Annotated in this window: 12 protein-coding genes; 7 read left to right on the top strand and 5 right to left on the bottom strand. The window is 52.9% G+C overall.

Features of this window, described 5'->3' with window-relative positions:
• The first annotated feature begins 1 nt into the window (after position 1).
• Together ACZ5BW_RS08980 and ACZ5BW_RS08975 are read left to right on the top strand one after the other, a co-directional pair.
• Entirely contained in the window at positions 2 to 1,357 is a 1,356-nt protein-coding gene (locus ACZ5BW_RS08980) for an efflux RND transporter periplasmic adaptor subunit (protein WP_464539093.1), read from the top strand.
• A 94-nt stretch (positions 1,358 to 1,451) separates the two neighbouring features.
• The gene (locus ACZ5BW_RS08975; protein ID WP_464539091.1) at positions 1,452 to 3,137 is read left to right on the top strand and encodes an efflux transporter outer membrane subunit; all 1,686 of its coding nucleotides are present in this window, start codon (positions 1,452 to 1,454) and stop codon (positions 3,135 to 3,137) included.
• Positions 3,138 to 3,318: 181 nt separating this feature from the next.
• On the opposite strand, the gene ACZ5BW_RS08970 is transcribed toward ACZ5BW_RS08975, so the two are convergent.
• Entirely contained in the window at positions 3,319 to 3,537 is a 219-nt protein-coding gene (locus ACZ5BW_RS08970; protein ID WP_464539089.1) for a hypothetical protein, read from the bottom strand.
• Positions 3,538 to 3,561: 24 nt separating this feature from the next.
• Positions 3,562 to 3,693, bottom strand: a complete 132-nt coding sequence (locus tag ACZ5BW_RS08965; protein ID WP_464539087.1) for a hypothetical protein — start codon at positions 3,691 to 3,693, stop codon at positions 3,562 to 3,564.
• Positions 3,694 to 3,847: 154 nt separating this feature from the next.
• Between ACZ5BW_RS08965 and ACZ5BW_RS08960 the strand changes: the two genes are divergently transcribed.
• Positions 3,848 to 7,174 (top strand): efflux RND transporter permease subunit, encoded by a 3,327-nt coding sequence (locus ACZ5BW_RS08960; RefSeq protein ID WP_464539085.1) that lies wholly within the window; start codon positions 3,848 to 3,850, stop codon positions 7,172 to 7,174.
• 84 nt (positions 7,175 to 7,258) lie between these two features.
• Here the strand turns inward: ACZ5BW_RS08960 and ACZ5BW_RS08955 are convergent, their stop codons facing one another.
• Positions 7,259 to 7,867 (bottom strand): DUF2569 family protein, encoded by a 609-nt coding sequence (locus ACZ5BW_RS08955; protein WP_464539083.1) that lies wholly within the window; start codon positions 7,865 to 7,867, stop codon positions 7,259 to 7,261.
• Between the two features lie 664 nt (positions 7,868 to 8,531).
• Between ACZ5BW_RS08955 and ACZ5BW_RS08950 the strand changes: the two genes are divergently transcribed.
• Positions 8,532 to 9,371 (top strand): hypothetical protein, encoded by an 840-nt coding sequence (locus tag ACZ5BW_RS08950; RefSeq protein ID WP_464539081.1) that lies wholly within the window; start codon positions 8,532 to 8,534, stop codon positions 9,369 to 9,371.
• Between the two features lie 113 nt (positions 9,372 to 9,484).
• Positions 9,485 to 10,465, top strand: a complete 981-nt coding sequence (locus tag ACZ5BW_RS08945) for a glutathione S-transferase family protein (protein ID WP_464539076.1) — start codon at positions 9,485 to 9,487, stop codon at positions 10,463 to 10,465.
• 101 nt (positions 10,466 to 10,566) lie between these two features.
• Here ACZ5BW_RS08945 and ACZ5BW_RS08940 read toward each other — a convergent pair whose 3' ends face one another.
• Together ACZ5BW_RS08940 and ACZ5BW_RS08935 are read right to left on the bottom strand one after the other, a co-directional pair.
• A complete protein-coding gene (locus tag ACZ5BW_RS08940; RefSeq protein WP_464539074.1) occupies positions 10,567 to 12,003 on the bottom strand; it encodes a RimK family protein in 1,437 nt (478 codons plus the stop codon).
• A 114-nt stretch (positions 12,004 to 12,117) separates the two neighbouring features.
• Positions 12,118 to 13,509: a hypothetical protein gene (locus ACZ5BW_RS08935; RefSeq protein ID WP_464539072.1), complete on the bottom strand. Its 1,392-nt coding sequence runs from the start codon at positions 13,507 to 13,509 to the stop codon at positions 12,118 to 12,120.
• A 227-nt stretch (positions 13,510 to 13,736) separates the two neighbouring features.
• On the opposite strand from ACZ5BW_RS08935, the gene ACZ5BW_RS08930 reads away from it, so the two are divergent.
• Positions 13,737 to 14,498, top strand: coding sequence for a c-type cytochrome (locus tag ACZ5BW_RS08930; RefSeq protein WP_464539070.1), 762 nt, complete (start codon positions 13,737 to 13,739; stop codon positions 14,496 to 14,498).
• Positions 14,495 to 15,808 carry a c-type cytochrome gene (locus ACZ5BW_RS08925; protein ID WP_464539068.1) on the top strand — a complete coding sequence of 438 codons (1,314 nt, stop codon included), beginning with the start codon at positions 14,495 to 14,497 and terminating at the stop codon, positions 15,806 to 15,808. Before ACZ5BW_RS08930 ends, ACZ5BW_RS08925 begins: the two co-directional genes overlap by 4 nt.
• Position 15,809 lies beyond the last annotated feature (1 nt).

The following is a 15,809-nucleotide window of genomic DNA, read 5'->3' as shown; positions in this document are numbered from 1 at the left end:
CATGAAAATGAAAGCATTAAGTAAAAAAACCACGGTAATCATTGCGAGCGCTCTTCTTGTTTTTCTCATCTATATCGGTTACCGGGTCACTGAATCCAGGAAGCATATGGATTCTTTAAAATCACAGGCGACGCAAAATGACACTCCGAGCGTGGCTATCGTCCACGCCGAGCCGCTGCCTGCCAAAGAAACCATCCAGCTTCCAGGGACCATCGAGGCCTGGTTTCAGGCGCCGATCTATGCCCAGGTATCTGGTTATGTCAAGATGTGGTATAAGGACTGGGGTGCGAGAGTCAAAAAAGGAGATGTGCTTGCCGAAATCTACGCGCCGGCGCTCGATGCCCAATACCGGCAAAGCAAGGCGGATCTGGCGTCGGAAATTGCGCTAAATGACCTCGCCAAACTTACTGCTGACCGGTGGATAGCCTTGCGCAAAAACCAGGCGGTATCCGAGCAATCGATTTCGGTAAAGGTGGCCGAGGCAAAAGCCCAACAGGCAAAGGTCAATGCCGCCAGGCAAAATGTCAGTAATTTCGAGGCATTGATCAACTTTAAGACAATCGTCGCACCCTATGACGGTGTGGTCATCAACCGCGCCATCAATGTGGGTGATTACATCAATAAGGAAGGCACTATCAGTACCCCTCAAGGTGAGGTCCGCAATCTTTATACGGTTGCGGACATCAGCCGGTTGCGTTTGTTTGTCAGTGTGCCTGAGCGATTCGGCGCCCTGATGCATGACGGCCTGAAAGCCGATCTAACGGTGCCGCAATTTCCCAACCGGCATTTCACCGCCGAGTTTCTGACCACTGCCCGCGGCTTCAATGTGAGTACGCGTACGGTGACTACCCAATTCGTGATTGAAAATGAAGAGAAGGATCTGTGGCCCGGCTCCTATGCATCAGTCAACCTGACCGTGGATGTCGAGAATAAACACCTCTCCATTCCATCCAGTTCTCTGGTATTCGATGAGATGGGAACGCGAGTGGCTGTAGTAGATGACGACAGCCGTGTTCGCTTCAAGCCCATCAAAATAACCAGAATCCTCGACGCTACTGTCGAATTGAGCGGGGGCGTTACGACAGAAGACCGGATTATAAACAATCCCAGCGCGGCCCTGCTGGAAGGTGACAAGGTGACCATTGTAGCGCCTGCACCGGGATATGACATGATCAATGCTCCCCATAAGCCGGCTTCGGAGTCATCGAAACCAGCTTCACATGCAGAAACGCCTCTGGAGTCATCGAAACCAGCTTCACATGCAGAAACACCTCCGGAGTCATCGAAACCAGCCTCAAATGCAGAAAAACCGAATCCGGAGTTAAAACAAGCGTTAAAGGCATCACATGTACGATGACACTCATTTGACCGCGATTGACTTGCGGCATAAAAAAAGAATTCCTGTTTCAAACCTCTATCGTCTCGGCGTCAGGTTTGGGAGTTTTTTATTTGTGGCAGCCAGCCTGACGGCTTGCAGCAGCCTTCCTTTTCCTGCATTCGATCTGACGCCCGCTTATCAGCCGCCTGAATTTGTTGTTCCGGATTCCTGGGAGGGGACGAGTTCTTTCGTCAAGGCTAATCCATCGGATGATGCGCTCCGGCCCGACTGGTGGAAACTATATGACGATCCGGTTCTAAACAGTCTTGTAGAGCAGGGGCTTGCCGCCAACCCGGACTTGCACGCAGCGGCCGAACGGTTCGTTCAAGCGCGCAATTCAATGATGAAGGCACGCTCTCAATATTTCCCCCAACTCGGTTTTGAGTATGGTGGCAGTAATAACAGGCAATCCGATAAAACTCTCTTTCGTGCTCCTGGAGAACCTGACAGCGATACTCAACATATTTTCCGTGGGATTGCATCCTGGGAACCGGATTTCTGGTCGAAATATCGGAATGCGGCACAATCCAAAATCTATCGTGCTGAAGAACGCGCGGCCGATTATGGACTGGCACGCCTTATTCTGCAGGCGGAAATTGCATCGAATTATTTCATGCTGCGTGGACTGGATGCGCAAATTGCGATTTACCAACAGTCGATCGGTCTCTATAAGTACTCACTGGATGTTGTAGTGACTCAATTCGAAGGCAAGATCGCCTCTAATCTCGACGTAGCGCGGGCTCAGTCGCTGCTGTTCGCTACCGAGGCAACATTGGCCCTGATGCACGGTGACCGCAAGGTGGCGGAGCAGGCCATTGCAATTCTCCTTAATCTCGCTCCAGCCAGCTTTAAGATCGAGCCGGTACCTAACCTCCTTACCACGCATTTTAGCCTTCCAAAGACAATTCCATCCACTTTGCTTGAACGCCGCCCCGATATTGCCGCAATGGAGCGCCAGATGGCACAGGCCAACCGCAGCATTGGAATTGCACGTGCCGCCTTTTTTCCCGATGTAGCCTTCCGGCTGGGAGGAGGAATGGAAGATTCCGGGTTCAATCTGATCAGTGCGGCTAACAGTTTCTGGGCCTATGGTTCCTCTTTTTCCATTCCGCTTTTCCAGGGCGGATATCGCCGGGCTCAATTGCAACAATCATGGTCGATCTATCGCGAGACAGAAAACTTATATCGTTCGACAGTGTTGAAGGCCTTTCGTGAAGTTGAAAATAACCTGGCACAGACTTATTGGATGACTATTGCCGCCGAACGGCAGGATGCTGCCGTCGAAGCCGCACGTACAACACAGAACCTTACCATGGACCTTTATAAGGGCGGTCTGGCCTCCAGCCTTGAGCTCATTTATGCCCAGCTCGGCACGCTGACGGCAAGCATCGATTCTGTACAGATCAAGACTAATCGGCTGGTAGCATCGGTGTCGCTTATTCGTGCGCTTGGAGGAGGCTGGAGCCGCGACCAATTACCCACTGACGATCAAATTCAACCCTTTGGGACACTCCAATATACTGATCTTGATAAGCCAGTACCAGCTGGAGGAATTGACGTCAATGCAGATTTTGTCGATAGAAACAACAAAAACAATAATTTGACAAGACCTCTGGTTCCAGTTGACGACGACGCCAATATGGATCAGAGCGATGGAAGCGACAAAAACAGTACCTTGGCAAAGCCCCCGCTTCTATATAGGGATCAGAGCGATGCGAGCGACAAAAACAATAATTTGACAAAGGCCCCGGTTCCATAATTGCATCTGCGGCATCATCGTAACCATCAAGCAGTACCGAAAGGGCCGGTCCATGAGACCGGCCCATCGACCCCTGGCTACATGCAGTTCGCCCTGGTGGCTGGCGGAGCAGAGTACGCGCTTGATCGTACTGCACGCTGAAATATCGACATTGTTGAATCCCCCGCACCGGCTTCCAGTATCAGCGCATCCAGCGTATCGTTGACGAACGCGCGCACTGCGGCCGATTGAATGGCCGTCGTCCCAGCATGTCGCGCAATATCCGGCTGTCGGCAAATGGATGTTCCAGATGCAGTGCGTCGATCCGGCGCATCAATACCAGGTCGGCTTCGCTGAATTCCTGCCCCCGATAATAAGCGGTCGAGCGCGCTCGCGACAGTATCTGATATTGCCGGGGCAACCGGCAGATCGTGCATACGGTCTATCATCTCTTTGCGTTCAGCAATCCCGCCTTGTTGAGCGCGGCGCTTGAAAAATCGATTTCCAGCGCCTGCTGTCCGATCTTCGCATGCAGCACCTCAAGCTCCGGATCGTCCTCCTTCCTGCCCCCCGGCAAAGCTCCGACTTATCAATTGTCAGAATTTCCGGGGCGACTTCCATGTCTAAAGCCTATACTTATCGATAAGGGTTTGTGAAAGAAGCGCCTCCTCCTTGCGTGCAATATCGTAGGTAAATGAATTTTTTACCGAAGGCATAAGAGGGAACATAGTATGAACCAGATCGTACTTATCGCGTTACGGAGACCTTATACCTTCGTGGTTCTTTCCATTATGATCGTCATATTTGGAATCAGGGCCATACGGCACTCGCCGACAGACGTCTTTCCCGCTATCAAGATTCCCGTGATCTCCGTAGTCTGGGCTTACGCCGGCATGCTGCCGCTGGATGTGTCGGGTCGTATCACTTTTTACTTCGAGCGTGCATTGACCTCGACGGTGGAAGGTATCTCGGACATCGTCAGTCAATCGTACTATGGCATCAGCATCACGAATATTTTTCTTCAGCCCCAAACCAGCCTCCCTGGGGCAGAAGCGGAAGTCGCAGCGATAAGCCAGACGATCGTCAAGGCATTGCCACCGGATATTTCCCCACCCATGATCATGCGCCTGGAGGCCTCTTCGGTACCGGTTGTCATGCTGCAGCTTACTTCGGAAGAGATGACGCCGGCACAACTCTATAATCTTGCTTTTACGCAACTCAGACCCCTGCTTGTCGTGATCCCGGGGGCGATCGTTCCGCATCCTTACGGCGGAAAGCCCATGCAGCTTCTGGTATCCCTCGATAGAAACAGAATGCTGGCTCACGATGTGTCGCCGACCGATGTCCATGCGGCTTTCGATCGCCAGAATATCGTGCTGCCCGCGGGTGACATGAAGATCAAGCAGACCGACTGGATGGTCGAGACAAACGCGATGCCGCCGAAGATCGAGGATTTCAACAAGATCCCGATAAAGAAGAAAAAGAATTCCTTCATTTTCTTGCGTGACGTCGCCGATGTCCAGCTGGCAGGGCCGCCGCAAACGAACTCCGTCATCGTGGACGGGAAGCAGGCTGTCGTCATGGTCGTCATGAAAAGCGGTGATGCGTCGACCCTGGATGTGGTCGACGGCGTCAAGGCAGCCATTCCACTTATCAAGGAGATCGTCCCGTCCAGTGTGGACGTTAAGATCATCACCGATGCGTCGGTCTTCGTGCGGGAATCCATCAACGAGGTGATGCATGAGATGATGATCGCCGGCCTGCTTGTCGGGTTCATCGTCATGCTCTTGCTCGGCTCGTGGCGTCCCATGATAGTCGTTACGATTTCAATTCCGTTGTGTATTCTAACCTCCGTCATCTGCCTGCAGGCGCTGGGCGAATCGATGAACGTCATGACGTTGGGGGGATTGGCGCTGGCGGTAGGGATTCTTGTCGACGACGCGACAGTGATGATCGAGAACATCGATACTCACCTGGAAATGGGCAAGGAACTCGATAAAGCGATCATCGATGCGGCAAATCAGATCATTGTTCCGACGCTGCTCGCCACATTATGCATATCTATTGCCTGGCTGCCGCTGTTCGCGCTTTCCGGCGTATCGGGCTATCTGTTCAAGCCGATGGCGCTGGCGGTGATATTCGCCATGCTGGCGTCCTTCATCCTGTCGCGTACACTCGTGCCGACTCTGGCGAAATATCTTATCAAGCCTCCTCACGCGGAGGAACACAAGGAAGAACACGAAAAGGAAGGCCGCCATGGCGAGGAAAAGCCAGCGGGGAAGCTTGCCGATTTTTGGCAGAAATTAAAGCAGCATATGAAGATTTTTATGAGGATTTTCTCTCGTTATATGAGGATTTTCTCCCGTTTTCAGGAAGGATTCGAGAGCCGCTTTACCCATTTCTGTGCCGGGTATGGCAATCTGCTCGAACGAACGATTGAAAATCGCCGCATGTTCGCAACGGTCATGCTCACCTTCGCGCTCGTCTCTCTTGTTCTGTTCTACTTCAACGGCCGCGATTTTTTCCCGGAGGTCAAGTCAGGCGCCATTCAGATGCACATGCGAGCGCCTCTTGGCACACGTATGGAAGCCACAAACCGCATCACCACGCTCGTTGCGGAGGATATCAGGCGAATGCTTCCCGGGCAGGTTGAAGACATCGTCAGCAATTGCGGCATACCTGTCGGGCCGCATAATCTGGCGTTTATTCCGACCCCCACGATAGGATCTCAGGACTGCGATCTGACGATCACCCTGTTCAACGGGAAATCAGCCGTGTGGGATATTCGGAAAATTCTCCATGAGGGTCTGAAAGAGCGCTATCCGGGGACTCAATTCACCTTTCAGCCAGCCGATCTGATCGCGAAAATCCTGAATTTCGGCTCCCCTTCTCCGATTGATGTTCAGGTTAACGGGATGGATATATACGGAAACTATGCCTTCGCGCGTCAACTGGCCAATAAGCTACGCAGAATTCCCGGTTCCTCCGATGTGGTGATCCAGCAAACCATGCGCACGCCAACCCTGCTTGTTGAAGGTCAAAGAACATTTGGATTCGGTGTTGACAGGAACGAAGAGGATATCGCCCTGAACATGCTGATAACGACTAGCGGCAGCCAGCAGATCGACCAGAAATACTGGCTCGATACAAAGACCGGCATGTCATACCAGATCAATATATATGATCCTCAACCTGAAGTTGCAAGTATCAATGACTTGAACGAGGTTCCTGTCAAGCCGGTGGGGGAAGATGGCCTGTATGAGGATTATCAGCTCCTGGGCAATGTGGCGGAGGAATCGCCGGTAGGCACGCCCGGCCTGGTAACTCACAGGGGTGTCAGGCCGCTGGTTGAAGTCTATGTATCCGCCGAAGGACGGGGGCTGGGCGGCGTGCTGAAGGACGTCCAGAAAATTGTCGACGAGATGAAAGATAAACTTCCTCGCGGCTCCACTATTAAAATCGCCGGCCAAGCCGAGACTATGGTCGCTACCTACCGCGAGCTGATTATCGGCCTCGTAGCGGCTGTCGTGCTGATCTATCTCATGCTTGTCATCAATTTTCAATCATGGCTGATTCCCTTCATCATCATTACAGCCTTGCCCGGGGCCCTGGCAGGCATTGCCTGGGCCCTGTTCCTGACCCAAACGAATATTTCCGTTCCGGCCCTGACGGGCGCCATCATGGCCATGGGAACGGCCACGGCAAATTCCATACTTGTCGTGTCCTATGCGCTGGAGCGCATCGCAGAGCATGGCGACACGCTGCAAGCCGCCATCGAGGCCGGCAAAGCCCGTATTCGTCCTGTTCTCATGACCGCATCGGCCATGGTCATGGGCATGCTTCCGATGGCGATGGGAGGATCCACCAATGCGCCGCTGGGCCGTGCAGTCATTGGCGGCTTGACGTTTGCAACGGTATATACCCTGTTTTTTGTTCCCTGTATGTATGCCATCATGTATTACAAACGAGGCGTTCCTAAAGACAAGGAAAGCGTTCCTAAAGACAAGGAAAGCGTTCCTAAAGACAAGGAAAGCGTTCCTCAACCGGAAAATTCCTGACATGAAAACATTCTCTGCCCCGCCAGAAAATACCATGAATCTCGTCATTCGGGCCTGATCTGGCCAAGCCGCCGCCTTCCCGTTTCAGGACGGTTCAGGATGATCCTCAAGACGATCTCCGGACGGCCAATCCCGGTTTTTAAACACACTCTTCACTCTTTTGGAGAGATAGAAATAAGGAATCCAGATGATTGGCCAGATCATGGTCGTTATATTGAAAAAAGCTGTAGAGTCCTCCTCAAAGTACTTATTGTTAATCACGATAGCAATAAGCGAAGCTGCCAGAGCTGCGAAGAGTATGTATCTCAGGATGTGAACATAGAAATAGTTTCTAGACGTTCTGAGCTTTTCCGCCACTACAAATTCCGCACAGTACAACAACAGGCCAGGAACTGTGGACCAAAGAAAGAATGGATACAGGTCTGGCTTATTTGCCCATGCTTCAGGCAGATAGCTATCATAGGAGCTCACTGCCACCAGCACTACTATAATTACCCCTATATAGAGCCGAATATAGTAATAGAGCAGCCAACCGCCAATTTCTTTTTTCCTGCGGCTCGCACAAACGTACCATATGAGCAGCGTGAGCAGAACCCCGACCCAGCCCGCTTGAAACGACGCATCCGATGTATCGGTTGATGCGAAGACGGGCAGCGATAATGCAAGCAAGCCAAAAGCTGTTATACCAATCATGTTGTAAATTATGTTTTTAACGAGGTATGGTTTATGGGAGGCAGAGCGATATAGCAATGCGGGTGTTTTCTGTATCGGGTTGGTTTTCAGCAGAACATTTATTGAATTACGCCAAAATTAACATATCCTTTATTATTGATAAAATACATTATTGATAATCTGCCCACGAGTCAGCCCAGAGGATTCCCGCCCAAATCACGATTTTTCCACCGCCTTGCAAAAGGTTGATGATTCCAGAAGAACCATCAAGAATACACTGCCTCTTCCTTTCTTGTCATACACACATTCTGAGCATAACCCTGGCAGAATCGAGGATATCAAGCGCGGGCTCAATCCCGGGAGTTGAAGGAGATGTACAATACATGGTGTGACTCCCGGACGAAAGGGGTACAAAAGGGATATAAAAGGAATATAAAGCATATTTGTTGGATCGGCGAGCAAACAGTACAACATCATACCGGCGGAAGCGGTATCCCGTGACGTTCAAAGCATGCCATTATTGGTTTGGCTGATTTCGGAATCAGGGCCGGAATGACGAGATTCATAGTATTTTCTGGCTGGATCAATAAGCTCAGTGCGGCACGGTGTAACGGCATTTGCTTTTACCCTTATCTCCGATTTCTGGTTTGCCAGTTTTGTGGAAGTTTGCTCTACAGGTACAAGAATGAAAACTCTTACCAATGTTGTAACCATGAAGGAATTATCACCCAATGGTGGACAACTGAATTATCTGATCAGCGGCGGACGTGTATATGCGTCGGCAAAATCATGGGGCAGGGCATTACAGGTTCCGGACGCCATGAAAGTCTGGTTTGAAACAGGTCTGATCAGAACAGCTTTGCTGAACAAGAACGTGATGGATGGCGAGCTGGAAATGATCTACAAGGGTGTGCTGGTTTATCGCTGGCACATCGTTGCTGAGCAGCTGCGCGTCTTCGACAGACAATGGTATCAAACCCAGTTTAAAGGCAGGCCCAAACAGGAGCAGCGGGATATTGAAAGATTTCATGATAACTACGAACGCCTGGTTCATTGGGGATATGATCTTCAGGAGCGGGCGCTAAGTCATGGAATAAGCTCCAGTACCATGCCGGGTTCACCTGTCACACAAGAAACATTGCTTGAGGTTATCAGGCAGGTTATTGCGCCGCGGCTGGGAGATCACGATAAGAAATTGCATGAACAGGATGTTGTAATTGCGGAATTGAGAGAAGCCGTGGCTGCTCTGCGTGACCAGCACGCGTTCATTTCCGTCAAACAGGCGATTGCCGAGCAGGGTCTGGATTCAAGCCTCATGCCGCTATATCCTGGCTCAAGGGAAAATCTTTCCAGTCTGGTTGGCCGTTTTTTAAAAAGACGGGGAGTTGAGCAGGGGTCAAGCATAGTGGCGAGACTGGATGGAAAATCCTTATCGACCGAGATGAATACTTACAGGCGCGGCGATATTTACGCGGCATTGAATGAGTTCAAGGACGTCAAGCAACTAGACCTCAACATAGAATAGGGCAGTAAACGTTCAAAATGGCTGCCGGATATCGGGGAACAGCCGTATGATCAAGATCAGTAATTGCCCGATTTTGATCGTCCCGACCCGGCAAAACAGGAAGGATCTGCAGAATGGGTTTACTCGTCAAAGGCAAGTGGGTGGATGAGTGGTACGATACCAGATCGACCGGCGGCCGCTTCATCCGTACCGATGCGCAGTTCCGCAACTGGATAACGGCCGATGGCAGTCCGGGGCCCAGCGGTGAAGGCGGATTTCCCGCCGAGGCAGGGCGTTATCATCTATATGTCTCGCTCGCTTGCCCCTGGGCTTCCCGCACGCTGATTTTTCGCATGCTCAAAGGGCTTGAGAGCATGATCAGTGTTTCCGTGGTGCATCCCTACATGGGCGAGCATGGCTGGACTTTTGATGAGGCGCCGGGAGTAATACCTGATCCCGTTGGTGGTGCACACTATCTTTATGAGGTCTACCTCCGGTCAGTGCCTGACTATAGTGGACGCGTGACGGTACCCGTGCTCTGGGATTTGCAGCGGAATACCATTGTCAGCAATGAATCGGCCGATATCATCCGCATGATGAACTCGGCTTTCGATGGAATAGGCGCTTTGCCCGGGAATTATACGCCTGAGGTGTTGCTTCCGCAGATCGATGAGATCAATGCGCGCACTTACGCTGACGTCAATAATGGCGTTTATAAGGCAGGTTTTGCCACCAGGCAATCGGTGTACGAGAAGGCGGTGATGGCGCTGTTCGGATGCATGGACGAGCTGGAACAACTGCTTTCACGTCAGCGTTATCTCATCGGTAACTGTATCACTGAAGCCGACTGGCGGATATTCACCACGCTGATCCGTTTTGATCCGGTCTATCACGGCCATTTCAAGTGCAACCTCAGGCGTCTCGTGGATTATCCCAATCTCTGGGCCTACACGCGGGAGTTGTATCAGTGGCCGGGCGTGGCAGAGACGGTGAACATGCAGCACATCAAGGAACACTATTACCGCAGTCATCCCACCATCAATCCGAATGGCATTGTGCCGACCGGCCCGATTCTGAATCTCGATGAGCCGCATGATCGCGCGAAGCTGGCATAGCGCGCGGATGCTGGTCAGAATTCTTGTTATACAAGGTCCCCATAACAGATTGCAGGCAAGCTGCCTGATAGAGAGGGCGTTGCCGAATGTTTGATTGCAGATCAGCGGGATGCGCGTCTGGCGATTTCAATCCGCTTCAGGAAAATCCGCATGATTTCCTCGTAGAGCGCATCGCCGAGCACTGCGTCTTCGTTGCCGGCATCCACATTCGGGTTATCGTTGACTTCCATTACATAGCAGCCATCATTCGTCTGCTTGATATCCACCCCGTAGAATCCATCCCCGATGAGATTGGCTGATTCGAGTGCGATACTGATGACCTCTCGCGGCGCTTCATCCAATGGAACAGCCGATGTGGCCCCCTCTCTCAGTTTATGCCGCTGCTCGTCTCGCTCGATAACCTGCCAATGTCCCGGAGGAAAGAAGTATTGAGCTACGAACAGCACCTTCCGGTCGAGTATGCCAACCCGCCAGTCGAACTCGGTCGGCAGCCATTGTTGTGCAATAACGAGTGCAGATTTTGCCAGCAGTTCCGTTACCCTGGGGATCAGCTCGCTTTCAGTTTTCACTTTCACCACTCCTCGTGAAAATGAACTATCGGGTTGCTTCAGCACGCACGGAAGACCCAGTTCAGGGATAATCCGGTCGACATTATCGTGGTGGATCAACAGCGTTTTCGGTATCGGCACTTTATGCAGGGCGAGAAGTTCAGCCAGGTAAACCTTGTTGTTGCATTTGAGGATAGAGTTGGAGTCATCGATCAGTGCCAATTTTTCCGCGAATGCAAGCCGCGAAAAACGATAGGTGTAGTGATTGACGAAGGTGGTTTCGCGAATGAACAAGGCGTCGAAATGAGACAACCGGCCGATATCCGTCCGCGTTATGAAATCCACGTGCATGTCCAGTTTTTCCGCTGCCTGCCTGAACTTTTGCAGAGCCTCTGCATTGGAGGGCGGCTCGGATTCATCGGGGTTGCAAAGAATGGCAAGATCATAGCGGGGAGGAGGTTTTCTTGATTGCTGCATGCGTCCATTGAAATAAGTGGTCGCGGCAAGTATCGCGAAGGCCTGGTGTTCGGCAGGAATCTCGCTGGCGCCTATCGGGCGCGCGCTGCGCAAGCTCCACTGGTTGTGGTGGCGTTCGAAACGGACGGCCAGGAGTGGCACCTGCAACAGGCTGAAGAACTGATGACCCAGGGGATCATAACCGGTAAGCGGATTGCGGCCAAAATAGAAGGGAAGCTGGAAGTCGTCTCCCGGCAAGGGCGCCAGCATACTCTGAACGAGCTCCTCCAGATCCTCCGTGAGGTGGCGCACCAGATTCCGGGAATGCAAATCCTCGATAGCGCCTACTTTGGGTACCGGTTTATGTCCTCTTGCCTCGGCAAGCAATGAAACGTAATATCCCGATCCCTGGTAGCGGTACGATTTGCAAAGGTTGAAAACCTTGACAGACTGTCCCGCAGCGCTCATGCCGCGATTGTTTTTCGCCTGGGTGGCAAAAAATGGATCGGTCAGATAGGCCCGGGACTCAATCACGGTCACGCCTGGAATCTGAAGAGGCCAATCTTCGGGTTTGTCTACAATAATCAAGATATTCACAGAAAACCTTTGGCCGGATCGTTGCCGTTGGATTCGTGTTAGCAATCTTGCTTACGGCGTTATCGCACGGGGCTGGGGGGCGCTTTTACTGCTTTCCCCGGGCGGTGTCCCCGCGCTGCGCAGATTGACGAATTTGCTCAATGTATCGAACCAGAAGGGAGCGCCCAGCGTGACAGCAAGTATGGAAATGAACAGGCCGAATATCTTGTAAAATGCCCACCCCGTGTAGTTCCACGATAACTCGGGAGATCGAAAATAACCGGGGTCACCCGGGTCCAGCGACCATCCTACCGGCAGTTTGAGGTTCTCCGCCGCCTTGAGAACCGTTTGCGATTGCGCAGAAACAGCCGCACCAGGCTGAGCCTCCACTGTATCCTGCGCCGCCGCAACAATCGAAGCGCGCAAAACGTTGTCCTTTGAAAGCCTTTCGATGAGCATCACCGTGTCCGCATTGGAGGCAACCACGACCAGAGTCGCAAGACAAAGCAGCACGCGCTGTGTCCAGCGCTTGTACCAGCCGCCAACGCGTTCCATGGCTGTGTTGAACCAGTCTTCGAGATTGTTGCGAAAGGCTTCCGCCTGACGCTCGATCGCAGTCTCTTCCCGTCGAGTCTTATCGACAAGAACGAGAAGAGTTTCCTTGGTATGGCCCTCGGGCAGTCTTTTCAGTCCTTCCTGTATGTTGCCCAAAGGGTCCGGATATTCCGTTGCAAAATCCCGTGCGAAAGCCAGCGCCTCCTTCAATGTGGCGCCTGCTGTCAGCAGCAGTTTAACCTCCTTGGGATTTTTTGCGGAGGCGACCGCGGCGCGGCGTGCGTCGAGCATCTTGAGGGCCGCGCTGATACTGTCAGCTTCGTGCCTGGCCTCTGCCTCTGCTTTGGCAAGATCCGTATCGTTTGGCGCAGCTTTTGCCGCTTGCACGGCCTGGTCGTACGTAGTCTTTGCTTTTTCGGTAATTGCTTCGAGCGCTACCCTTGCCTTGTTACGTGCGTCTTTTGCCTGTGCGACGGCTGAAGCGCACTTCGGATCATGGGGAGCCCCTGCCGCTGCTTCCAGGGCTTCTTCATAAGCGTCATCCGCCGCCTCGGCATTCGCCAGAAGGTCGCCGTACTTTCCCGCAATGATCCCCCGGGCCGAGAGGATGTCGAGCAAAGCCAGAGAGAAGCTTTCGCCGGACATGTAGGAGGGGAGGCGGGTCCGTTTTGCCGGATCGGAAGCATACTGGGAGATCCCGCCTATCAGTCCGTGATTGTAGAGCTGCTGCGCCAGTCCGGTAAACTTCGGGTCATTCAGGAGGTTCTTTATGCCCTCCACCAGATTTTTCCCGCGTTTGTCGATCAATGACGCAATTCCTTCGTTAAAGGCTGTACATACGATGCTGAGCAGCAAATAGACGAAAATGACGGCGATTCCCACCTCCAGTATATTTGAGCCGAACAACATATCCCCCTCCGATTGTGCGGAATACACGCTATTCATCCTGAAGTCTAGCAGAACAATCGATATTCGCCGGTCGTGCTCTCCAATGCCAATTGGACCGACTCTGGTTGACCGGAACGCCACTTCCAGGTAAAACTTAGAAGTTCGTTCAGGGGTGCCTTAGACAGACAGCCTGGCACAGCCTCATCAATGAAGTTTTTCTGGCAGAATCTGGTTACTCATCGATCCTCATGCGTCAATTTATTTCACTCCTGTTCATTGCTGCTGCCGTATCAGGCGTATCGGGTGTCATTGCTGCCGCTTCAGACGCAATTCCATCGAGCAAGGCTGCACCGGCTATGCCGGTGAACGTGCCGGATACCATGGCCGAACGGGTCAAGCCCTGCACAGTGTGTCATGGCCAGGCAGACAGGGTGGGCAGGGACGCCTATTACCCCCGGATTGCGGGTAAGCCGGAGGGATATCTTTTCAATCAGTTGCGCGATTTCCGGGATGGGCACCGTTATTACCGGCCAATGACGTTACTGCTGGCAAACGTGAGCGACGAATACCTGCGGGAAATGGCAGCGTATTTTTCGGGACTCAGGCAACCTTACCCTCCGCCGGAACAGGTGATATCTTCCCCCACTGAAATCAGACAGGCCCAGAAGCTGATTCAGCAGGGCGATGCCACGCGGGATATACCCGCGTGCGTCGAATGCCACGGCCAGCAGCTCATGGGCACTGCGCCTTTTATTCCCGCACTCCTGGGGCTTCCGCGCATCTATATCGCCGCCCAATTCGGCGCCTGGAAGAATGGTGGAGTGATGCGGGGACAAGAGAGCAACTGCATGTCCGATATTGCCAGGCAACTCACGATCGAGGAGACAAACGTGGTGGCGGCGTGGCTTGCCGCCCAGCCTGTGCCGGAAAATGCAGCTCCGGCGGATGTGCTGCCTTCCGAGATGGTGCAGCGCTGCGGGAGTATTGTCCAACCGAGGGCAGACCGATGAAAATTGCTGTCATCGCTGCCGCAGCGGTAGTTCTTGCGGGTATCAGCCTGTCTCCTGGGGTAACCGGCGCAACTTCACCGAAAAAGGAAGCAAAGGCAGAAAAGAATGCTACGCCGTTATCATCGGTTCTTTTGAAACAGCGGCAAGCGCGCGGAGCATATCTTGCGCGAGCCGGGAATTGCATAGGCTGCCATACAGCGCAAGGTGGACTCGCCTATGCCGGCGGGAGGAAGCTTTCGACCCCATTCGGCACGTTTGTCACGTCCAATATCACGCCGGATAAAGCAACCGGAATCGGTGACTGGAATGAAGATGATTTCTGGAAAGCGCTGCACGAGGGTAAATCGCGCGATGGGAGGCTTCTGTACCCTGCATTTCCGTATACGGAATATACGAAAATCATCCGTGAAGATTCCGATGCAATTTTTGCCCATCTTCGAACTCTCGAACCCGTCGTTCAACAGAATCCGCCAAGCCAGGTTGCTTCCCGATACGATTTCCAGCCATTGTTGACCCTTTGGCGTGCGGCTTATTTCAAGCCCGGCGTGTATCAGGCTGATCCCACCAAAAGCACTGAGTGGAACCGGGGTGCTTACCTGGTACAGGGGCTTGGTCATTGCAGCGCCTGTCACGCCGAGCGAAATCCCCTGGGCGGCATGATCGGCCGCAAGGGAGATGATAAGCTGGGAGGCGGGCAGATCATGGGTTCGAACTGGTACGCGCCATCGCTGACCTCGAGCCTGGAGGCAAGTATGGCTGGCTGGCCGATCGAAGAAATTGTCCAGCTGTTGACCACTGGAATTTCACTGCGAGCGACGACATCAGGACCGATGGCGGAGGTTGTCAGCCAAAGCCTCCAGCATCTGGCAAAAGAGGATGCCCGAGCAATGGCGGTCTATCTGAAATCATTGCCTGAAACACAGTCGCATCAACAGGTAAATCCTCCCGCGCAGACAGAACAGGTGCAAGCCTGGTTGCGGTATGGGGCACGGATATACAAGGAGCACTGCCAGGATTGCCATGGCGACTCCGGACAAGGTGCCCCGGGAATTTACCCTCCGTTGGCCGGTAACCGAAGCGTTACCCTGACACCCCCTACGAACCTCATTCGCAGCGTGCTCAATGGAGGTTACCCCCCATCGACCACAGGCAACCCCCGGCCTTATGGCATGCCTCCATTTGCGCAGGTTTTACGCGATGGGGAGGTTGCGCTGGTTCTGTCGTATATCCGCAACGCGTGGGGCAATCGCGCCAGCCTCGTGACAACCGCTCAAGTCGACAAGAGCCGCGAAGGGATAACGGAACGCTGAC

This window comes from Nitrosospira sp. TNL300 (assembly GCF_055385915.1).
The sequence above is the reverse complement of the archived record's forward strand: the minus strand, read 5'-3'. Positions and strand labels throughout refer to the sequence as shown.

Excerpts from the sequence above, each read along its gene's own strand:
- ACZ5BW_RS08960 (WP_464539085.1), top strand. The coding sequence starts at position 3,848 with ATGAACCAGATCGTACTTATCGCGTTACGGAGACCTTATACCTTCGTG.
- ACZ5BW_RS08935 (WP_464539072.1), bottom strand. The coding sequence starts at position 13,509 with ATGTTGTTCGGCTCAAATATACTGGAGGTGGGAATCGCCGTCATTTTC.
- ACZ5BW_RS08955 (WP_464539083.1), bottom strand. The coding sequence starts at position 7,867 with ATGATTGGTATAACAGCTTTTGGCTTGCTTGCATTATCGCTGCCCGTC.
- ACZ5BW_RS08925 (WP_464539068.1), top strand. The coding sequence starts at position 14,495 with ATGAAAATTGCTGTCATCGCTGCCGCAGCGGTAGTTCTTGCGGGTATC.
- ACZ5BW_RS08980 (WP_464539093.1), top strand. The coding sequence starts at position 2 with ATGAAAATGAAAGCATTAAGTAAAAAAACCACGGTAATCATTGCGAGC.
- ACZ5BW_RS08945 (WP_464539076.1), top strand. The coding sequence starts at position 9,485 with ATGGGTTTACTCGTCAAAGGCAAGTGGGTGGATGAGTGGTACGATACC.
- ACZ5BW_RS08930 (WP_464539070.1), top strand. The coding sequence starts at position 13,737 with ATGCGTCAATTTATTTCACTCCTGTTCATTGCTGCTGCCGTATCAGGC.
- ACZ5BW_RS08950 (WP_464539081.1), top strand. The coding sequence starts at position 8,532 with ATGAAAACTCTTACCAATGTTGTAACCATGAAGGAATTATCACCCAAT.